Source organism: Polymorphospora rubra (genome assembly GCF_018324255.1).
Lineage (GTDB): Bacteria > Actinomycetota > Actinomycetes > Mycobacteriales > Micromonosporaceae > Polymorphospora > Polymorphospora rubra.
The window spans coordinates 2,416,594-2,434,463 of the sequence record NZ_AP023359.1 but is presented as its reverse complement, the minus strand read 5'-3'; the positions used below and the strand labels follow the sequence as shown (position 1 = coordinate 2,434,463).

14 protein-coding genes and 1 pseudogene are annotated in these 17,870 nt (G+C 71.8%); 9 read left to right on the top strand and 6 right to left on the bottom strand.

The features are described from left to right. Positions 1-66 precede the first annotated feature (66 nt). The 4 genes and pseudogenes from Prubr_RS11230 to Prubr_RS11215 form a co-directional block, all read right to left on the bottom strand. Positions 67-1,011: a MerR family transcriptional regulator gene (locus Prubr_RS11230; protein WP_212824660.1), complete on the bottom strand. Its 945-nt coding sequence runs from the start codon at positions 1,009-1,011 to the stop codon at positions 67-69. Next, a complete protein-coding gene (gene idi, locus Prubr_RS11225; protein WP_212824658.1) occupies positions 1,001-1,615 on the bottom strand; it encodes an isopentenyl-diphosphate Delta-isomerase in 615 nt (204 codons plus the stop codon). The genes Prubr_RS11230 and idi overlap by 11 nt, the downstream gene beginning before the upstream one ends. Continuing rightward, positions 1,612-3,092: pseudogene (gene crtI / locus Prubr_RS11220) on the bottom strand (phytoene desaturase family protein). Before crtI ends, idi begins: the two are co-directional and overlap by 4 nt. 25 nt (positions 3,093-3,117) lie before the next feature. Beyond that, on the bottom strand, positions 3,118-4,242 hold the full coding sequence (locus Prubr_RS11215) for a polyprenyl synthetase family protein (protein ID WP_246568560.1): 1,125 nt from the start codon (positions 4,240-4,242) through the stop codon (positions 3,118-3,120). A 67-nt stretch (positions 4,243-4,309) separates the two neighbouring features. On the opposite strand from Prubr_RS11215, the gene Prubr_RS11210 reads away from it, so the two are divergent. Continuing rightward, on the top strand, positions 4,310-5,221 hold the full coding sequence (locus Prubr_RS11210; RefSeq protein ID WP_212824656.1) for a phytoene/squalene synthase family protein: 912 nt from the start codon (positions 4,310-4,312) through the stop codon (positions 5,219-5,221). Positions 5,222-5,226: 5 nt separating this feature from the next. Further along, the gene (locus Prubr_RS11205; RefSeq protein ID WP_212824654.1) at positions 5,227-6,504 is read left to right on the top strand and encodes a cryptochrome/photolyase family protein; all 1,278 of its coding nucleotides are present in this window, start codon (positions 5,227-5,229) and stop codon (positions 6,502-6,504) included. Between the two features lie 72 nt (positions 6,505-6,576). Here the strand turns inward: Prubr_RS11205 and Prubr_RS11200 are convergent, their stop codons facing one another. Beyond that, positions 6,577-7,656 (bottom strand): serine hydrolase domain-containing protein, encoded by a 1,080-nt coding sequence (locus Prubr_RS11200; protein WP_246568558.1) that lies wholly within the window; start codon positions 7,654-7,656, stop codon positions 6,577-6,579. 216 nt (positions 7,657-7,872) lie between these two features. Here Prubr_RS11200 and Prubr_RS11195 point away from each other — a divergent pair, with 216 nt between their 5' ends. From Prubr_RS11195 to Prubr_RS11170, 6 genes are all read left to right on the top strand, one after another. Continuing rightward, complete coding sequence (locus Prubr_RS11195; RefSeq protein WP_212824652.1) at positions 7,873-9,234, top strand: dihydrolipoyl dehydrogenase family protein; 1,362 nt, start codon at positions 7,873-7,875, stop codon at positions 9,232-9,234. A gap of 97 nt (positions 9,235-9,331) precedes the next feature. After that, the gene (locus Prubr_RS11190) at positions 9,332-10,342 is read left to right on the top strand and encodes a LacI family DNA-binding transcriptional regulator (protein ID WP_212824650.1); all 1,011 of its coding nucleotides are present in this window, start codon (positions 9,332-9,334) and stop codon (positions 10,340-10,342) included. 236 nt (positions 10,343-10,578) lie between these two features. After that, a complete protein-coding gene (locus Prubr_RS11185) occupies positions 10,579-11,931 on the top strand; it encodes an ABC transporter substrate-binding protein (RefSeq protein WP_212824648.1) in 1,353 nt (450 codons plus the stop codon). Positions 11,932-12,021: 90 nt separating this feature from the next. Further along, positions 12,022-12,933, top strand: coding sequence for a carbohydrate ABC transporter permease (locus Prubr_RS37965; protein WP_212824646.1), 912 nt, complete (start codon positions 12,022-12,024; stop codon positions 12,931-12,933). Positions 12,934-12,943: 10 nt separating this feature from the next. Then, complete coding sequence (locus Prubr_RS11175; protein WP_212824644.1) at positions 12,944-13,915, top strand: carbohydrate ABC transporter permease; 972 nt, start codon at positions 12,944-12,946, stop codon at positions 13,913-13,915. Positions 13,916-14,014: 99 nt separating this feature from the next. Continuing rightward, positions 14,015-15,631, top strand: coding sequence for a glycoside hydrolase family 13 protein (locus Prubr_RS11170; protein WP_246568556.1), 1,617 nt, complete (start codon positions 14,015-14,017; stop codon positions 15,629-15,631). A gap of 230 nt (positions 15,632-15,861) precedes the next feature. On the opposite strand, the gene Prubr_RS11165 is transcribed toward Prubr_RS11170, so the two are convergent. Next, positions 15,862-16,923 (bottom strand): NAD-dependent epimerase/dehydratase family protein, encoded by a 1,062-nt coding sequence (locus Prubr_RS11165; protein WP_212824642.1) that lies wholly within the window; start codon positions 16,921-16,923, stop codon positions 15,862-15,864. A 90-nt stretch (positions 16,924-17,013) separates the two neighbouring features. Here Prubr_RS11165 and Prubr_RS11160 point away from each other — a divergent pair, with 90 nt between their 5' ends. Next, positions 17,014-17,865 (top strand): Rieske (2Fe-2S) protein, encoded by an 852-nt coding sequence (locus tag Prubr_RS11160; protein ID WP_212824640.1) that lies wholly within the window; start codon positions 17,014-17,016, stop codon positions 17,863-17,865. Positions 17,866-17,870 lie beyond the last annotated feature (5 nt).

The following is a 17,870-nucleotide window of genomic DNA, read 5'->3' as shown; positions in this document are numbered from 1 at the left end:
GCTTCGGGTAGGACGTCGACTCACGCTAGCCCAACGGGCGGGTCCTGCGATACCGGACCAATGACCTCAATCAGCCACTGATCGGGTCGCCGGATCGCTTACCGTGCCGGCAAGGGCGACCGCCTCGGCCAGGTCGGCCGGACACCGTACCCCGGTGGGCAGCGCATCGACCGGCCAACCGGGACCGGCCGCCATCACCAGCAGCGGACGACGCGGTACGGCCAGTACGGCCCACAACTGCTCCGTACCCGCGGTGGCCCGGGCGTGCGACCACACGACGACCACCGCCGGCCCGGTCCGCTCGACGGCGTCCACCAGGGCGACCGGCGGCACCCGTGCGCCGAGCAGTCGGCAGGCGACCCCGGCCTGTGCCAGCGCGGCGGCGAGCGCCTCCAGCGGCAGGCTGTGCTGTTCCTCGTCGGCGCAGGAGAGCAGGATCCGGGACGGGCCGGCCGGTCGAGGTACCGCGCCGAGAACCTCCGACACGCAGCGGGACAGCAGGTGCTCGACCTCGATGAGGCGGGACGTGGTCGCGTACCGCTCGCCGATCCCGACCAGGACGGGCCGCAACACCCCGTCCCAGGTTCCGACGACGCCGTCGGTGGCGACGTGCCGTTCGATGATCTCGCGCATGGCGGTGTGGTCGAGCCGCATGGCGGCGCGGGCGAGGCCGCGGGCGGCCGGCCCGGCCCGGCCGACCGGGATGGCGAAGCCACCGCCGGCCCGGGCACCGACCCCCTGGCGGGGCGCGGCGTTGCGCCGGTTCTCGGGCCTCGGCACGACCGTGGAGCGGCGGGCCCAGCCGGCCGCCTCGGCCGGCGGGACGCCCTCGGCGGTCAGCCGCCGCATCACCTCCAGCCGGTCGAGGTCCTCGGCCGTGTACCGCCGGTGGTGCCCCGGCACGTGCTGGCTCGGCCCCAGGCCGTACCGCTGGTGCCAGGTGCGTAGCGTCGTGACGGCCACGCCCAGTCGGCGCGCGACCGCCCCCGCGCTCAGGACGTCATCGCCCACCTGACCGCTCCGGCGCTTCCTCGGCGGCCCCGGAACCCGGTACGACGACCCGGTCGGTCCCGGTCCGACCGGGGCTGAAGAGCCGGTCGGCGACGCCGGCGAGCCACGGCGCGTGCTGTCGGGGATGTTCGGCGAGCCCGGCCAGCAGTTCCTCGCGGGTCACCCAGCGCAGGTCAGCCACTTCTTCGGGCGCCGGGGCGAGGGGTACGTCGGGAGCCAGTTCGCCACGCAGCACGTGGTCGTACTCGAACTCCACCCGGCCGGTGGCGGGGTCCTCGGCGTAGTAGACGTAGACGCCGACCTCGGTGAGTTCGACCGGCGGTAGGCCCAGTTCCTCGCCGAGCCGCCGGTTGGCCGCCTCGCTCAACGACTGGCCCGGAGCCGGGTGTCCGCAGCAGCTGTTGGCCCAACGCAGCGGAAACCTGGTCTTGACGGCAGCCCGCTGCTGGAGCAGGACCCGGCCGGTCGGGTCGACGAGGAAGACCGAGAACGCCCGGTGCAGCCGGCCCGGCGGGCGGTGGGCCTCGTCGACGGTGCACTCGCCGATCGGGTTGCCGGTGTCGCTGACCAGCTCGACCAGGTGTGCCTCGCGGGAGAGGGTCACCGGGTGCCTCCCGTCACTCGGCCGGCGGCGAGCTTGCCGGAGATGAGCACCATCGGCACGCCCACGCCGGGCTGTGTCCCAGATCCTACGAAGACCACGTTGGACAGCGTGGGGTGCAGGTTGTTCGGGCGGAAGGGGCCGGTCTGGAAGAGGCTGTGCGCGGCGGCGAACGGGGTGCCCGCCGCCATGCCCTGGTCGGCCCAGTCGGCGGGGTGACCACCCGGGACACCTCGACGCCGGCCCGGAAGTCGCGGTAGCCGCGCGCCTCGAGCGTACGCATCAGCTCGTCCGCGTAGCGCCCGGGCAGGTCGCCGCGCCAGTCGAGCCGACCCCGGTCGAGGTTGGGCACTGGCGCGAGCACGTAGTAGGTCTGCCGATCGGCCGGGGCGACCGAGGGGTCGGCCCGACTCGGGTTGGTGACCAGCAGCGACGGGTCCGACATCAGCTCGCCCCGCTTGATGATCTCGTCGAAGGTGCCCCTCCACGGCCGACCGAAGTGGATGTTGTGGTGGGCGATCTTCGAGTAGGCCTGCCGGGAACCGACGTGCAGCACCACGCACGACGGCGAGTGGCGCAGCCGCCGGTAGCGGGCGGCCGGCAACAGATCCCGGTAGGCGACCGGCAGGTCCGGGTTGAGTACGACGACGTCGGCGGGGACCCGCTCGCCGTCGGCGGTGATCACCGCGCTGGCCCGGCCGGCCGAGGTCTCCACCCGGGTGACCGTGGTCCCGTAGCGGATCTGCACGCCGTGCTTCTCCGCCGCTCCGGCCAGTGCCCGCGGTACGGCGTGCATTCCGCCGCGCGGGTAGTAGACCCCGGCGACCGAGTCGAGGTAGGCGATCACCGCGTAGATGGCGAGCGCGTCGTGCGGGGCCAGGCCGGCGTACATGGCCTGGAACGAGAAGATCCGCCGGGTCCGGGGATCGGTGAAGAACTGGTCGATCTTGGTTTGCAGCCGACGGAACGCGCCGGTCGCCAGCAGCCGGAGCAGGTTGGCGGTCAGCAGGTCGCGGGGGCTGTCGAAGTTGCGGTCGATGAAGTCGGTCCGCTCCAGTTGCCAGAGGTTGCGGGCGAACTCGACGAACCGCAGGTAGCCGTCGGCCTCCCGGGGACCGCAGACCCGGGAGATCTCGGCCGCCATCCGGGCGGTGTCGGTGATCACGTCGAGGGTGGAGCCGTCGGGATAGTAGGCCCGGTAGGCAGGGTCGACCGGGGCGAGGTCGAGCCAGTCGGTCAGCTCCTCACCGACGGCGGCGAGCGGTTCGGCGATCAGGTCGGGCATGGTCAGCACGGTCGGCCCGGTGTCGAACTCGTAGCCGTCGACGGCGAGCCGGCCGGCCCGCCCGCCGGGCACCGGCTCCCGCTCCAGGATTGTGACCTGGCGGCCGCTGCCGGCCAGGTGTAGGGCCGCGGCGAGGCCGCCCAGCCCGGCACCCACGACGACAACCCGATCGGTCGGTCCGCTCACCATGCGCATTGGGCCACCCCTCTCCGGGCCTCCATCATGCCCGCCGATCCGTGGCCCGTACGGCGAGGTCGGCCAGTGCCCGGCGGGCGTCCGGGTTGATCGGCGCGGTCCCGAGGGCCTCGACCGCGTCGGCGACCCGGTCCTCGATCATCCGCTCGACCCGGGCGGTGGCGCCGGTGGCGGTGACCACCTCGGCGAGCCTGTCGACCCCGACCGTGCCGGCCCGTCCACGCGCCAGTTCGGCCCGCTGGGCGGCGGTGGCGAGCTGGGCGGCGAGCAGCAGCAGCACGGTCGGCTTACCGGTGAGCAGGTCGTCGCCCGCCGGCTTGCCGGTCCGCCGCGGGTCGCCGTGCACGTTGAGCAGGTCGTCGCGGAGCTGGAACGCCTCGCCGACGGCGTTTCCGTAGCGGCTGTAGGCGGCGGTGACCGCCGCGGCGGGCCCGGCGGCACCGCCGGCGAGCGCCGCACCGAACAGCAGCGGGCGCTGCACCGTGTAACTGGCGGTCTTGTGCCGGGCGACCCGCAGCGCCCGGTCGACCGACCAGTTGGCGGCGTCGGTCTCGCCGAGGATGTCGAGGTACTGCCCGGCGATCGCCTCGACCCGCATCTGGTCGTAGCACCGGCGGGCGGCGAGTATCGACGCGACCGGCAGGCCGGTGCCGGCGAGCAGCCGGTCGGCCCATACCAGGCAGAGGTCGCCGACGAGCACGGCGCCGGCCGTGCCGAAGTGGTCCGGGTCGCCGGTGCGGCCGGCCGCGACGTGCTGGTCGGCCAGCACCCGGTGCGCGGTCGGGCGGCCGCGCCGGGTGGCGGAGCGGTCCATGACGTCGTCGTGGACGAGCGCGAACGCGTGCAGCAGCTCCAGCGCGGCCAGCGCCGGAAGGGTGGGTGCGACCGGTTGGCTCCCGCGGACCCCGCGCCAGCCCCAGTGGGCGAAGACCGGGCGCAGCCGCTTGCCGCCGGCGAGCACGCAGTCGCGGGCGGTGCGGCCGAGGTCGCCGAGGGCGGGGTCGATCTCCTCAAGCGCCGTCACCTCGGGGGTCAGGAAGTCGACCAGCGTCTGCTCGATCAGCCCGATCAGGTCGTCGGGGTGCGGGGCGGGTAGCGGCGCAACGGGACGGGCATCACCCGGGCGGGTCGGGAGTGTGTCGTTGGCCACGACGCAGAGCGTACCCTAGAGTTGCGAGTTGCGTCGATTGCTGCGTCGATCTATCCGAGGAGGTCCCATGGAAACAGATCTGACGGCGGCCTATGCGCGAAGCCGTGAGCTGCACAAACGCCACGGACGCACCTACTATCTCGCCACCCGGCTGTTGCCCGCGTGGAAACGTCGGCACGTCCATGCGTTGTACGGATTCACCCGCTACGCCGACGAGATCGTCGACCGGACCGGCGACGCCCCGACCGCCGAGCGGGCCGCCCGGCTCGACGCCTGGTCCGACCGGTTCCTCGCCGGTCTGCACGGCGAGCCCGTCGACGACCCGCTGCTGCCCGCGGTGCTGCACACCATCGCGGTGTTCCAGCTCGACCGCGCCGACTTCGCGTCGTTCCTGCGCAGCATGGCGATGGACCTCACGATCACCTCGTACGCCAGTTACGACGACCTGCTCGACTACATGGACGGGTCGGCGGCCGTGATCGGCACCATGATGCTGCCGATCCTCGGCGCGGACGACCCCGCCGCCGCCCGGGAACCGGCCCGCCAACTGGGCTTCGCCTTCCAGCTCACCAACTTCATCCGCGACGTCGGCGAGGACCTCGCCCGCGGTCGCACCTACCTGCCCGACGAGGACCTCGCCAAGTTCGGCGTCAGCCGCGCCGATCTGGTGACCGCCGCCCGTGACGGCCGCGGCACCGCCCGGACCCGGGACCTGATCGAGTACGCCGTCACCCGCGCCCAGGCGCACTACGCCGCCGCCGCACCCGGGGTGGCGATGCTGGCCCCCGGCTCCCAGGCGTGCATGCGCACCGCGTTCGCCCTCTACGGGGGCATCCTCGACGAGATCGCCGCCGCCGGTTACGACCCCTTCGTCCGCCGGGCGACCGTCCCGGGCCGCCGTCGGGCGGCCGTCGCGGCCCGGTCGCTGCTGGCCCGGCCGGGCACCACCGTCGCCGTACCCGGTCCGTCGCTCGGGTGACGTCCATGCGTACGGCCATCGTCCTGTTCACCCGCGACCTGCGGGTGCACGACCAGCCGGCACTGGCCGCCGCCTGCGCCAACGCCGAGCGGGTGGTGCCGCTCTTCGTACTCGACCCGGCACTCGCCGGCCGCTCGCCCAACCGGGACCGCTTCCTCGTCCAGAGCCTCGCCGACCTGCGCGAATCGCTGCGCGGGCGGGGCGGTGACCTGATCCTGCGGCACGGCGACCCGGTGGCCGAGACGATCCGGCTGGCCGGCGAGACCGGTGCCGAGGGCATCGCCGTCTCCGCCGACGTCAGCCGCTACGCCCGGCGGCGGGAGATCCGGCTGCGGGCCGAGGCCGACCGGCACCGACTGTCGCTGCGGCTCTTTCCCGGGCTCACCGTCGTCGACCCGGGGGCGGTCACCCCGGCGGGCGGCGACCACTACAAGGTCTTCACCCCGTACTTCCGGGCCTGGTCGACCGGCGAATGGCGCGCCGAGGTGGCCACGCCGAGGTCGGTGCCGCTGCCGTCCGGGATCGCGGTCGGCCGGCTGCCGGCCCTGCCCGCCGGCGAGTCACCACACGCCGCCGCCGGGGGCGAGACCGCCGGCCGGCGGCTGCTGCGCGGCTGGCTGGGCGGGATCGACCGGTACGACGACATCCACGACGACCTCGCCGCCGACGCGACCTCGCGGCTGAGCCCGTACCTGCGGTTCGGATGTGTGTCCCCGCTGGCGGTGGCCCGGGCGGCCGGGGACCGCGCCGGGCCGTTCGTACGCCAGCTCTGCTGGCGGGACTTCCACCACCAGGTGGCGTACGCGTTCCCGGACCTGTCGACGGTCGCCTACCGGCCGACGGCGACCGAGGAGTGGCGGTACGACGCCGACGCGCTGGCGGCCTGGCAGGAGGGGCGGACCGGGGTGCCGGTCGTCGACGCCGGGATGCGGCAGCTACGCGCCGAGGGCTGGATGCACAACCGGGCCCGGCTGATCACCGCCGGGTTCCTGACCAAGCAGCTCGGCCTCGACTGGCGCCGTGGGGTGGAATGGTTCCACCGCTGGCTCCTGGACGGTGACGTCGCCAACAACTCCGGAAACTGGCAGTGGGTCGCCGGAACGGGAAACGACACCAAGCCGTACCGGCGCTTCAACCCGGTTCGGCAGGCGCACCGCTTCGACCCGGCCGGCGACTACGTCCGCCGCTGGATACCGGAGCTGGAGTCGATTCCCGACGGCAGCATCCACGAACCCTGGCTCCGGAACGAGACCCTCCCGTACCCACCCCCAATATCCGCGTGATCAGGGACTAAATCGCGCGGGTCGCCGGCGTGCCGGCCGCCGAACTCCCTGATCACGCCGATCTTGCGGTGGTCACAGGCAGCCGATCACCGCCTCGGTCAGGGCGTCGACCCGGTCGAAGTCGGCCAGGTGGCGGGTGACGTACGCGAACGCGAAGCCGCGCCCCGGATCGGCGTAGCCGACATTTCCCCCGATCCCGCCCATGCCCCAGTCGCCGTCGTCGACCTGCATGCCCAGCGACCACCTCACCGGTCGGTCGAGCAGCAGGTCCGGGCCGTCGTACTGGACCCGGAGCAGCTCCGCGACGGTGTCCGGGCCGAACAGCCGTACGCCGTCCAGCGTGCCGCCGGCCAGCAGCCCGGCGTAGCACCGGGCGACACCCGTCGCGGTCGCGTGCAGGTTGACCGCGGGCACCTCCGCCTCCCGCCACAGCGGGCTGTTCACCACCCCGGGATCGAGGGCGCCGGCCGGATTGCCCAACCCGAGCCGCCGCAGCGAACCCGGCGCGCCGAGCATCGTCGCCGCCCAGTCCGGCCGGCCGTACCCGACATCGGCACACCGCCGCTGGTCGGCCGGGGACAGGCCGAAGGCCAGGTCGAGCCGCCACGGACCGGCGATCTCGTCGGCCAGGAACCGGCCGATCGACCGCCCGTCGACGCGGCGTACCAGCTCACCGACCAGATGCCCGTACGTCAACGCGTGCTCGGCGGCGGCCGTACCCGGTGTCCAGCGGGGCTCGGCGGCGGCGAGATCGGCGGTGAGCAGCGCCCAGTCGCCGTACGCCTCCGCCGGCCGGGGCACCGGGAACATCGGCAGGCCGGCGGTGTGCGCGAGCACCTGCCGGACGGTGGCCCCGGCGGTGAACTCCGGCCAGTGCCGGGCGACCGGATCGTCGAGTCCGACCCGCCCCCGTTCGACGAGCAGCAGCAGGCAGAGCGCGGCGAACGGCTTGCCGACGGAATAGACGTTGACCAGGGTGTCGGAGGTCCACAGTTGCCGGCGGCCGGGGTCGCGCCAGCCGCCGGTGAGGTCGACCACCAGCCGGCCGTCGTGCCACACCGCGACGCCGGCGCCCGTTTCCGCACCGGAGTCGAGCAGGCCGGCGAACACGTCCCGTACCGCGGCGAACCGCTCATCCACCCGTCCGTCCATCCGGCAGACGCTACGACCGGGCGTACCGGCCGGCCACGCCATTTCCGCCGCCGGCCCGGGGCCGCCGCCCCGCCGCCCCGGCCCCGGCGTCCCGGCCCCGGCCCGGTCCGCGCCGCAAGATCGTGGTGATCAGGGAGTACGGACCGCGACCCGCCGGCGACACGCGCGACACGATCCCTGATCACGGGGATCTTGGCGGGGTGGGATGCTGGCGAAATGGGTGAACCGGCAGTGGTGGACGTCGTTGTGCTCGGACTCGGTGTCGGCGGCGAGGAGGTGGCCGGCCGGCTGGCCGAAGCCGGGCTGTCCGTCGTCGGGGTCGAGAGCCGCCTGGTCGGCGGCGAGTGTCCCTACTGGGGCTGCGTACCGAGCAAGATGATGATCCGGGCGGCCAACGCGCTCGCCGAGGCGCGCCGGGTCGACGGCCTGGCCGGCCGGGCGACGGTGACCCCCGACTGGGCGCCGGTGGCCCGGCGGATCCGCGAGGACGCGACCGACCACTGGAACGACGCGGCCGCCGTCGACCGGCTGACCGGCAAGGGCGCCCGGCTGGTACGCGGTCGCGGCACCCTGGCCGGACCAGGCCGGGTCCGGGTCGGCGACGACGTCTTCCGGGCCACCCGGGGCGTGGTGATCGCAACCGGTACCGCCGCCTCCGTGCCGCCGATCGACGGGCTTCGGGACACGCCGTACTGGACGAACCGGGAGGCGATCGAGGTCGAGCGGTTGCCCGGCTCGTTGGCCGTACTCGGCGGCGGGGCGATCGGGCTCGAACTCGCCCAGGTCTTCGCCCGGTTCGGTGTACGGGTCACCGTGGTCGAGGCCAATCCGCGGCTGCTCGCGGTCGAGGAGCCGGAGTCGTCGGAACTCCTGGCGGACGCGCTGCGCCGCGACGGTGTCGAGATCCACACCGGGGTACGTGTCGAACGGGTCGGGCACGACGCCGACGGGTTCACCGTGCACCTGGCCGGAGCCGATCCGGTGACCGCGGAGCAGTTGCTGGTGGCGACCGGTCGCCAGGCGCGGCTGGGCGAACTGGGGCTGCCTTCGGTGGGCCTCGATCCGGACGCCCGGTTCCTGACGGTCGACGACCGGATGCGGGCCGGGGACGGCATCTGGGCCGTCGGGGACGTCGCCGGCCACGGGGCGTTCACCCACATGGCGATGTACGAGGCCGGAATCGCGATCCGCGACATCCTCGGTCAGGACGGGCCGCCGGCCGACTACCGGGCGCTGCCCCGGGTCACGTTCACCGATCCGGAGGTCGGCGCGGTGGGGCTCACCGAGGCGCAGGCCCGCGAGCGGGGAATCGACGTACGGGTGGGGTTCAACCCGTTGTCGAACTCGACCCGGGGCTGGATCAACCGGTCGGACGGCTTCGTCAAGCTGATCGCCGACGCGGAGCGGGGAGTGCTGGTGGGTGGCACGTCGGCGGGCCCGTCGGGCGGTGAGGTGCTGAGCGGGTTGCTCGTGGCCGTGCACGGCGAGGTGCCGGTGGACCGGCTGCGCAGCATGATCTACACGTACCCGACGTTCCACCGGGCGATCGAGGGGGCGCTCCCGGATCTCGGCCGGTGACGGGGACTGCACGGATCTGCCACCTACGCGTCGCTTCTTGCGCAGCATGACAACACCCGGTGCAATTTTTGCAAAAGATTGACGTACGATTGCGGCCGTGACGAGACGACTCACCGAGGTTGCCAAGAAGGCCCGGGTCAGCGAGGCGACGGTGAGCCGCGTGCTCAACGGTCGCGAGGGCGTGTCCGACGCCACCCGTACGGCGGTGCTGACCGCGCTGGACGTCCTCGGCTACGAGCGGCCGACCAAGCTGCGCGGCGAGCGGGCCCGGCTGGTCGGCCTGGTGTTGCCCGAGTTGCAGAATCCGATCTTCCCGGCGCTGGCCGAGGTGGTGACCGGCTCGCTGGCCCAGCGCGGCTTCACCCCGGCGCTCTGCGCCCGCACCATCGGCGGCGTGTCTGAAATGGACTACGTCGAGATGCTGCTGGACCACCAGGTGTCCGGGGTGATCTTCGCGGGCGGTCTCTACGCGCTGGCCGACGCCAAGCACGACCACTACCGCCGGCTGACCGACCGTGGCCTGCCGGTGGTGCTGGTCAACGCCGGGGTCGACGAACTGGGCTTCCCGACCGTCTCGACCGACGACGCGGTCGCGGTCGAGCAGGCGTACGGACATCTGCGCTCGCTCGGGCACGAGCGGGTCGGTCTCGTGCTCGGACCCGAGGACCACGTGCCGTCGCGCCGCAAGCTCGCCGCGATGGTCGCCGCGGCGGGCTGGGCCGGGCAGCCCGAGGAGACCGAGAACGTGGCCCGGTCGAGCTTCTCGATGGAGGGCGCGCGGGTCGCCGCGTCGAAGCTCATCGACCGCGGGGTGACCGGGATCGTCTGTGCCAGCGACGTGCTGGCGCTCGGCACGATCCGGGCCGCGCGCCGGATGGGCCGCCGGGTGCCGGAGGACGTCTCGGTGGTCGGCTTCGACGACTCGGCCTTCATGACCTGCACCGATCCGCCGCTGACCACGGTGCGTCAGCCGATCGAGACGATGGGGCAGGCCGCGGTGGACCTGCTCGTCACCCAGATCGAGGGGGTCGGGGTGACCACCGACGAGTTGCTGTTCGAGCCGGAGTTGGTGGTGCGCGGTTCGACCGCGCCGGTGCCCGGCCGGTGAGGTTGCCGCAGGACTGAATACCTGGACGAAGAGGGGCGGACCGTTACGGTCCGCCCCTCTTCGCGTGCCAGGGGCGACGTTCTCAAGATCAGTCGCAGATTTTCTGAACACAGTCGACTTCTTGCGCTCACGAGTACGCCTTTGTATCGTCATCGCCACGAAACACGGCACTTTCGAGAGCCGCGTCACACCCACCACCGATTCCGCATGCCCAACCCCAGGAAGGGTGTCCGTCCATGAACAGATCCAGGCTGCGCAGCGCCGTCGGGCTGCTGCTCGTCGCCGGGGTCGGACTGTCCGCCGCGGCCTGCGGCAGCGACGACGACAAGCCGGCCGACGGCAAGGTCACCATCACGGTCAACGGCCTGCCCCCGGCCACCGAAGCCGCCAACCACGCCCGGTTCCTCGAAATGGTCGCCGAGTTCGAGAAGCAGAACCCCGACATCGACATCGACGCCCGCGAGGGCAAGATGGACCCGCAGACGTTCACCGCGAAGCTCGCCGGTGGCCAGCTCGAAGACGTCTTCTACGTCTACTTCACCGACCCGGCCAACCTGATCGCCAAGCGCCAGGTCGCCGACATCTCGAAGTACACCGGGGAGTTCCCGGCCGTCGCCCAGATCAAGCCCGAGCTGATGAAGATCTTCTCGGACGCCGACGGCAAGGTGTACGGCCTGCCCTACAAGAACTACTCGCTGGGCCTGCTCTACAACCGGGCACTGTTCACCAAGGCCGGTCTGGAGCCCGACAACCCGCCGAAGACCTGGGCCGAGGTCCGCACCGCCGCCCAGAAGATCGCCGCCCTCGGCGACGGGCACGTCGGCTACGGCGAATACAGCAAGAGCAACACCGGCGGCTGGCACTTCACCGCCGAGATGTACTCCGTCGGCGGTGACATCGCCGTCAACGAGGGTGGCATCTGGAAGGCCGCGTTCAACAACGACCAGGGCCGGCAGGTCCTGCAGCAGCTCAAGGACATGCGCTGGGCCGACAAGAGCATGGGCGAGCGGCAGCTGCTGGAATGGGCCGACCTGCTCCAGATGATGGGCGCCGGCAAGCTCGGCATGTACGTCGCGACCGCCGACAACATCCCGACGATCGTCAACCAGTACAAGGGCAACTTCGCCGACTACGGCCTCGGGCCGATCCCGGACGGGAAGGGCACCCTCGGCGGCGGCGAAGGCTACATGTTCAACGCCAAGGCCACCCCGGAGAAGATCCGCGCCGGCCTGAAGTGGCTGACCTTCTGGTTCAACAACCCCGACCGGATCGCGGCGGAGAACCAGTGGGCCGCGGCGAACAAGAACGTCGTCGGGCTGCCCGAGCCGGCGATCTGGACCGGCGCCGCCGCCCAGAAGCAGGCCGAGGCCGACAAGCAGCACGCCAACGTGCCGCAGCAGAACTACGCGCCGTTCATCAGCGCCGCACCCGGCATTCCGGTCAAGCTCGAACCGCCGAACGCACAGCAGATCTACGCGGTGCTCGACGTCGCGATGCAGAAGGTCCTCACCGACGCCAACGCCGACATCGGCGCCCTGCTCACCGACGCCGAGAAGCAGGTCAACACGATCCTCGCCACGGTCCAGTAGACCGCGCCGGGCCGCCGCCACGCCGGGGTGCGTGGCGGCGGCCCGGAACCGGCCAACCGACAGCACCGACAATCAACGAAAGGTCGTCCGATGGCGGTCATCGAGGCCGGACTCCGCGAATCGCGACGCGCCCAGCTTCGCCGGAAGATCCAGGACAACCTCCTGGCGTACGCCTTCATGGCGGCCGGCATCGCCTGCTTCGCGCTCTTCTCGTGGTATCCGCTGGTACGTGGCGTGGTGCTGAGCTTCCAGCAGGTCAACTTCGTCACCGACCCGTACTGGGTGGGGCTGGACAACTTCCGGGCCCTCTTCGCCGACCCGCTCTTCTGGACGGCGTGGAAGAACACCATCGTCTTCACCGGCCTGGCGTTGGTCTTCGGGTATCTCGTACCGCTGGCGATCGCGGTGCTACTCAACGAACTCCGGCACTTCAAGGGCTTCTTCCGGGTCGCCGTCTACCTCCCGGTGATGCTGCCGCCGATCGTGGTCGTACTCCTCTTCAAGTACTTCTACGACCCTGGGAACGGCCTGTTCAACACCATCCTGAACGGCGTCGGCCTGCCCGGATCGCAATGGACGCAGTCGTCGAGCACCGCCATGATCTCGCTGGTCCTGGTGTCGACCTGGGCCAATCTGGGCGGCGCCACCCTGATGTACCTCGCCGCGCTACAGAGCATCCCGGGCGAACTCTACGAGGCCGCCGAACTCGACGGTGCCACGATCTGGCAGCGGCTGCGCCACGTCACCATCCCGCAGCTGCGGTTCATCATGCTCGTCCTGCTGCTGATGCAGATCATCGCGACGATGCAGGTCTTCATCGAACCGTTCCAGCTCACCGGCACCACCAACCCCGACACCGTCACGGTGATGGTGCTGATCTACCGCTACGCCTTCACCGTCAACAACGACTTCGGGCTGGCCGCGGCCATGAGCGTGCTGCTCTTCGTCGTACTGGGCGCCTTCTCCGCGCTCTACCTCCGGCTCACCCGTACCGCGGAATGAGGGGCCCGTCATGACGATCACCGCTCCGTCCCGACCACCGCTGCCGAAGCTCGCCGACCCGGCACCGGCCCGACGGCGGCCCCGGCCGGCCGGCGACCACGGCGCCGGCCGGACCCTGATCTCCGACACCGAGCTGCGTCGTACGCGGGGCAAGGTGGTCTACTTCAGCGTCCTGACCGTCGTCACCATCCTGTTCAGCCTGGTGTTCCTGTTCCCGCTCTACTGGATGGTCACCGGGGCGGTGAAGGAACCGGCCGAGTTCGCCCTGACCCCACCGACGTTCATCCCCGAGACGTTCGAGCCGCAGAACTACGCGCTGGCATGGGACCGGATGAACATCGCCCGGTACTTCGGCAACACCGTCTTCTACGCGGTCGGCGGCTGGCTCATCCAACTCGTCGTCGACGTCGGCGTGGCGTACGCCCTGTCGAAACTGCGGCCGATCTTCGGCAAGCTGGTGCTCGGACTGATGCTGGCCAGCCTGATGCTGCCGGCGGCGGCGCTGCTCATCCCCGCCTACCTCACCGTCGCCGACGTGCCGATCTTCGGGGTCAACCTGCTCAACACCCCGTGGGCGCTCTGGCTGCCGGCGGCCGCGAACGCGTTCAACATCTACGTACTCAAGCGGTTCTTCGACCAGATCCCGAACGACCTGCTCGACTCGGCCAGCCTCGACGGCGCCGGCCGGCTACGGGTGCTCTGGCACATCGTGCTGCCGCTGTCCCGGCCGGTGCTCGGAGTCGTGTCGATCTTCGCGGTCATCGGCATCTGGAAGGACTTCCTCTGGCCGCTGCTGGTCCTGCAGGACACCGAGGTCCAGACCATCAGCGTCGCGCTCAGCCGACTGTCCAACACCAGCCAGGTGCCGCCCACCGAGATGATGGCCGGCCTGGTGATCGCCAGCATCCCGATGATCATCATCTTCCTGATCTTCCAGCGCAGCATCATCGGCGGACTCTCCGCCGGATCGATGAAGGGCTGAGCAAGACCCCCCATCCGCGGCGGTCACCGAGGACCGCCTGGCCGACCGTGCTCGGACGAGCCCGGCGACCGTACCGCCGAACTGAGAAAGCAGGTGCCCGTGTCCACAGCAGACGGCGACCCGTGGTGGCGCGGCGCGGTGATCTACCAGGTCTATCCGCGCAGCTTCGCCGACGGCGGTGGCGACGGTGTCGGCGACATCGCCGGCATCCGTGCCCACCTGGACCACCTGTCCGCGCTCGGCGTCGACGCGATCTGGCTGAGCCCGTGGTATCCGTCACCGATGGCCGACGCCGGCTACGACGTGTCGGACTACCGCGACATCGACCCGATCTTCGGCACCCTGGCCGAGGCCGAGGCGCTCATCGAAGAGGCGCACGCCGCGAACATCCGGATCATCGTCGATGTGGTGCCCAACCACTGCTCCGACGCGCACCCGTGGTTCCAGGCGGCGCTCGCCGGCGGACCCGACGCACCCGAGCGCGACCTTTTCTGGTTCCGCCCGGGACGTGGCCCGAACGGCGACGAGCCACCGAACAACTGGCGCTCGGAGTTCGGCGGCGGCACCTGGACCCGCACCACCAACCCCGACGGCACCCCGGGCGACTGGTACCTGCACCTCTTCAGCCCCGAGCAGCCGGACCTCAACTGGGACCACCCGAAGGTCCGCGCCGAATTCGAGAGCATCCTGCGTTTCTGGCTCGACCGCGGGGTCGACGGCGTCCGGATCGACTCGGCCGCCCTGCTGCTCAAGCACCCGGCCCTGCCCGACCACCACGACGACCGACCCAGCCCGTACGTCGACCTCGACGAGGTCCACGACGTCTACCGGTCCTGGCGGCGGATCACCGACGGATACCCCGGCGACCGGATCCTGATCGGCGAGGTGTGGCTGCCCGACACCCGCCGGTTCGCCGACTATCTGCGCCCCGACGAACTGCACACCGCGTTCAACTTCGAGTTCCTCGGCTGCGCCTGGGACCCGGACCTGCTCCGGGCCTGTGTCGACGCCACCCTGGAAGCACACGCCCTGGTCGGCGCGCCCGCCACCTGGGTGCTGTCCAACCACGACGTCACCCGTCACGTCACCCGCTACGGCCGCGCGGACACCACCTTCAGCTTCGCCAAGAAGCGGCAGGGGGTCGTCACCGACCTCGAGCTCGGCACCCGCCGGGCCCGCGCCGGTGCGCTGCTGACCCTGTCACTGCCCGGCGCCACCTACGTCTACCAGGGCGAGGAACTGGGGCTGTGGGAGGTCGAGGACATCCCCGAGGCGCTGCGCCAGGACCCGATGTGGGCGCGGTCCGGCCACGGGCGCGACGGCTGTCGGGTGCCGCTGCCGTGGTCGGGCGACGCCGCGCCGTTCGGATTCAGCCCGGCCGGCGCGACCAGCCCGCCCTGGCTGCCGCAACCGGCGGACTGGAAGGACCGCACCGTACAGGCCCAGACCGGTGACCCGCACTCGATGCTCGAGTTGTATCGCGACGCGATCCGGATCCGGCGTACCGAGCCCAGCCTCGGCGACGGCACGCTGCGCTGGCTGCCGGCGCCCGACGGGGTGCTCGCCTTCGCCCGCGATCCCGGATTCGCCTGCGTGGTCAACCTCTCCACCGGCTCGGTCGTGTTGCCCGAGCACCGGTCGTGCCTGCTCGCCAGCGGCCCGCTCGACGGCGAACTCCTGCCACCGGACACCGCCGTCTGGCTGCGGATCGACTGAGCACGCGGCGGCCGGTCCGGTCGTGGACCGGTCGCCGTGGCCCCGTCGCCGCTTTGACCGTCGCCGCCGGGGGCGACGAGCCGTGGTCGGTGGTACCCGCCGAAGGGACCCGGTCAGGTGCCGCCGACCACGGCAGGCCCTCCAAGATCCGCGTGATCAGGGAGTACGTCGAGCGTGTCGTCGGCGTGTCCGGCCACAGAACCCCTGATCACGCGGATCTTCAGCTCCCATCAGCCGGGGTTTCCGTGGCCGGGCAGCCCGGTCGCCAGCCGCCGGCCCGTCGGCCGCAGCGCGGGACTCGGCGCACCCCCACCTTCCGCCATTCCCGCGAGCAGCTCCCGCAACGTCGCCCGCGCGTCATGCCGCGGGGTCCACCCGAGCAGGTCCCCGGCCCGGGAACAGTCCATCAGCGGCGCCCCCGCGGCCAGGTCGATCCAGCCCGGCTCGGTCGGTTGAAGCCGGGCATGCCAGCTCAGTGCGGCCGCCGCCCGCAGCACCGGTACCGGTACCGGCACCGTCCGGGCGCCGAGTTCCGCAGCGAGCAGCGCACCGTCGAGCGGCGGCTCGCCCGCGATGTTGAACGCCCCGGTCACCTCCCGGCGAAGAGCCATCAGGTACGCCTGCGCGGCGTCGTCGGCATGCACGGTCTGCGCCCGCAGCCGGGCATTACGCGGTACGACCGGCACCCGCCCCGGGCGCAGCAGCCCCCGCGGCACCAGCGGTCCGACGAAGAACCGCCCGATTTCGGCCCCGGCGTCGCCCTGGAAGACCAACGCCGTACGCATCCGTACCACCCGCAGCCTCGACCGCTCCCGTTCGAACCGGTCGAGCATCCGTTCGACCGCCACCTTGTCGACGCTGTACGACGACCGGCGCACCCCCGTGGTCGGCCACGTCTCGTCGACACCGCGGTCCTTCGGACCCGGCGCGTAGGCACCGACCGACGAGGCGTACACCAGCTTCGTCACCCCGGCCCGCAGCATCGACTCCACGACATGCCGGCTGCCGGTGACGTTCGTACGCCACAACCGCCGCCGGTCGTGGCTCGGCTGGATCTGCCAGGCCAGGTGTACGACCGCATCCACGCCCTCCAACCGCGGAGCGAGCCGGTCCGGGGTCGAGTCGTCGCCGATGTCGACGGCATGCCACTCGACGCCGTCGTACGGCGCACCCGATCCCGGCTTCGGTGGCCGGCGGGCCAGGCCGACGACCTCGACGTCCGGCTCGGCCGCCAGGCGGCGCAACAGTGCGGTTCCGACGTTTCCGGTGGCTCCGGTGATTGCGACTCGCATGACCGTCAGGTACCCCGCCGGCCCGCCACCATGCCCGACCGCACCGGGGCGTGCCGGGTTTGGGCTGGTCGACGAGGGGAATCCCGTGCCGTGCGAGAACTGCTGACCAGAATCGAACGGGCGTCGCGGCTGGACCGGCTGGGCGACTCCGTCCAGCGGCGGGTCATGTCGATCATGCGGGCCCGTCGCCTGCGTGACGCGTTACACGGGGTCTGGCTCGGCCACCCCCTCCACCCGGCCCTGGTTCAGGTGCCGGTCGGGGCCTGGACAAGCGTCGCCGTACTGGACCTGCTGCGCGGCCAACGCCGCGCCGCCACCGTCCTGACCGGGGTCGGCGTCGCCGGCGCCGTGCCGGCCGCGATCACCGGACTCAACGACTGGGCGTCCCTGTCCCGGGAGCAGCGCCGGGTCGGCCTGGTACACGCCGTCGCCAACCAGATCGCCCTGGTGCTTTACGCGGGCTCGTTCGCCGCCCGGCTCACCGGCCGGCACGGCGCCGGCCGGGGCCTGGCCTACCTCGGATTCGCGGCCGCCAGCGGCGGGGCGTACCTCGGCGGGCACCTGGCCTACAAGCAGGCGGCCGGGGTGAACCAGGCGGTTCCGCAGCTGCACCGGATCAGCGACGGCTGGCATCCGGTCGCCGATCTGACGTCGCTGCCCGAAGACCAGCTGGTCAGCCGAATAATCGACGACGTACGGGTGCTCGTCTACCGCGACGGCGACGACATCACCGTCATGCTCGAGCGGTGCGCGCACCAGAACGGGCCGCTCAGCGAGGGCAGCCTGACCCGGATCGAGGGGCGGGCCTGCGTCGTCTGCCCGTGGCACGGCAGCACGTTCGAGCTCACCAACGGCGAGGCGGTACACGGGCCGGCGGCGACCGACCAGCAGCTGCTGCGCTCCCGGGTGGTCGACGGCATGGTCCAGGCCCAGCTGCCCTGACGACG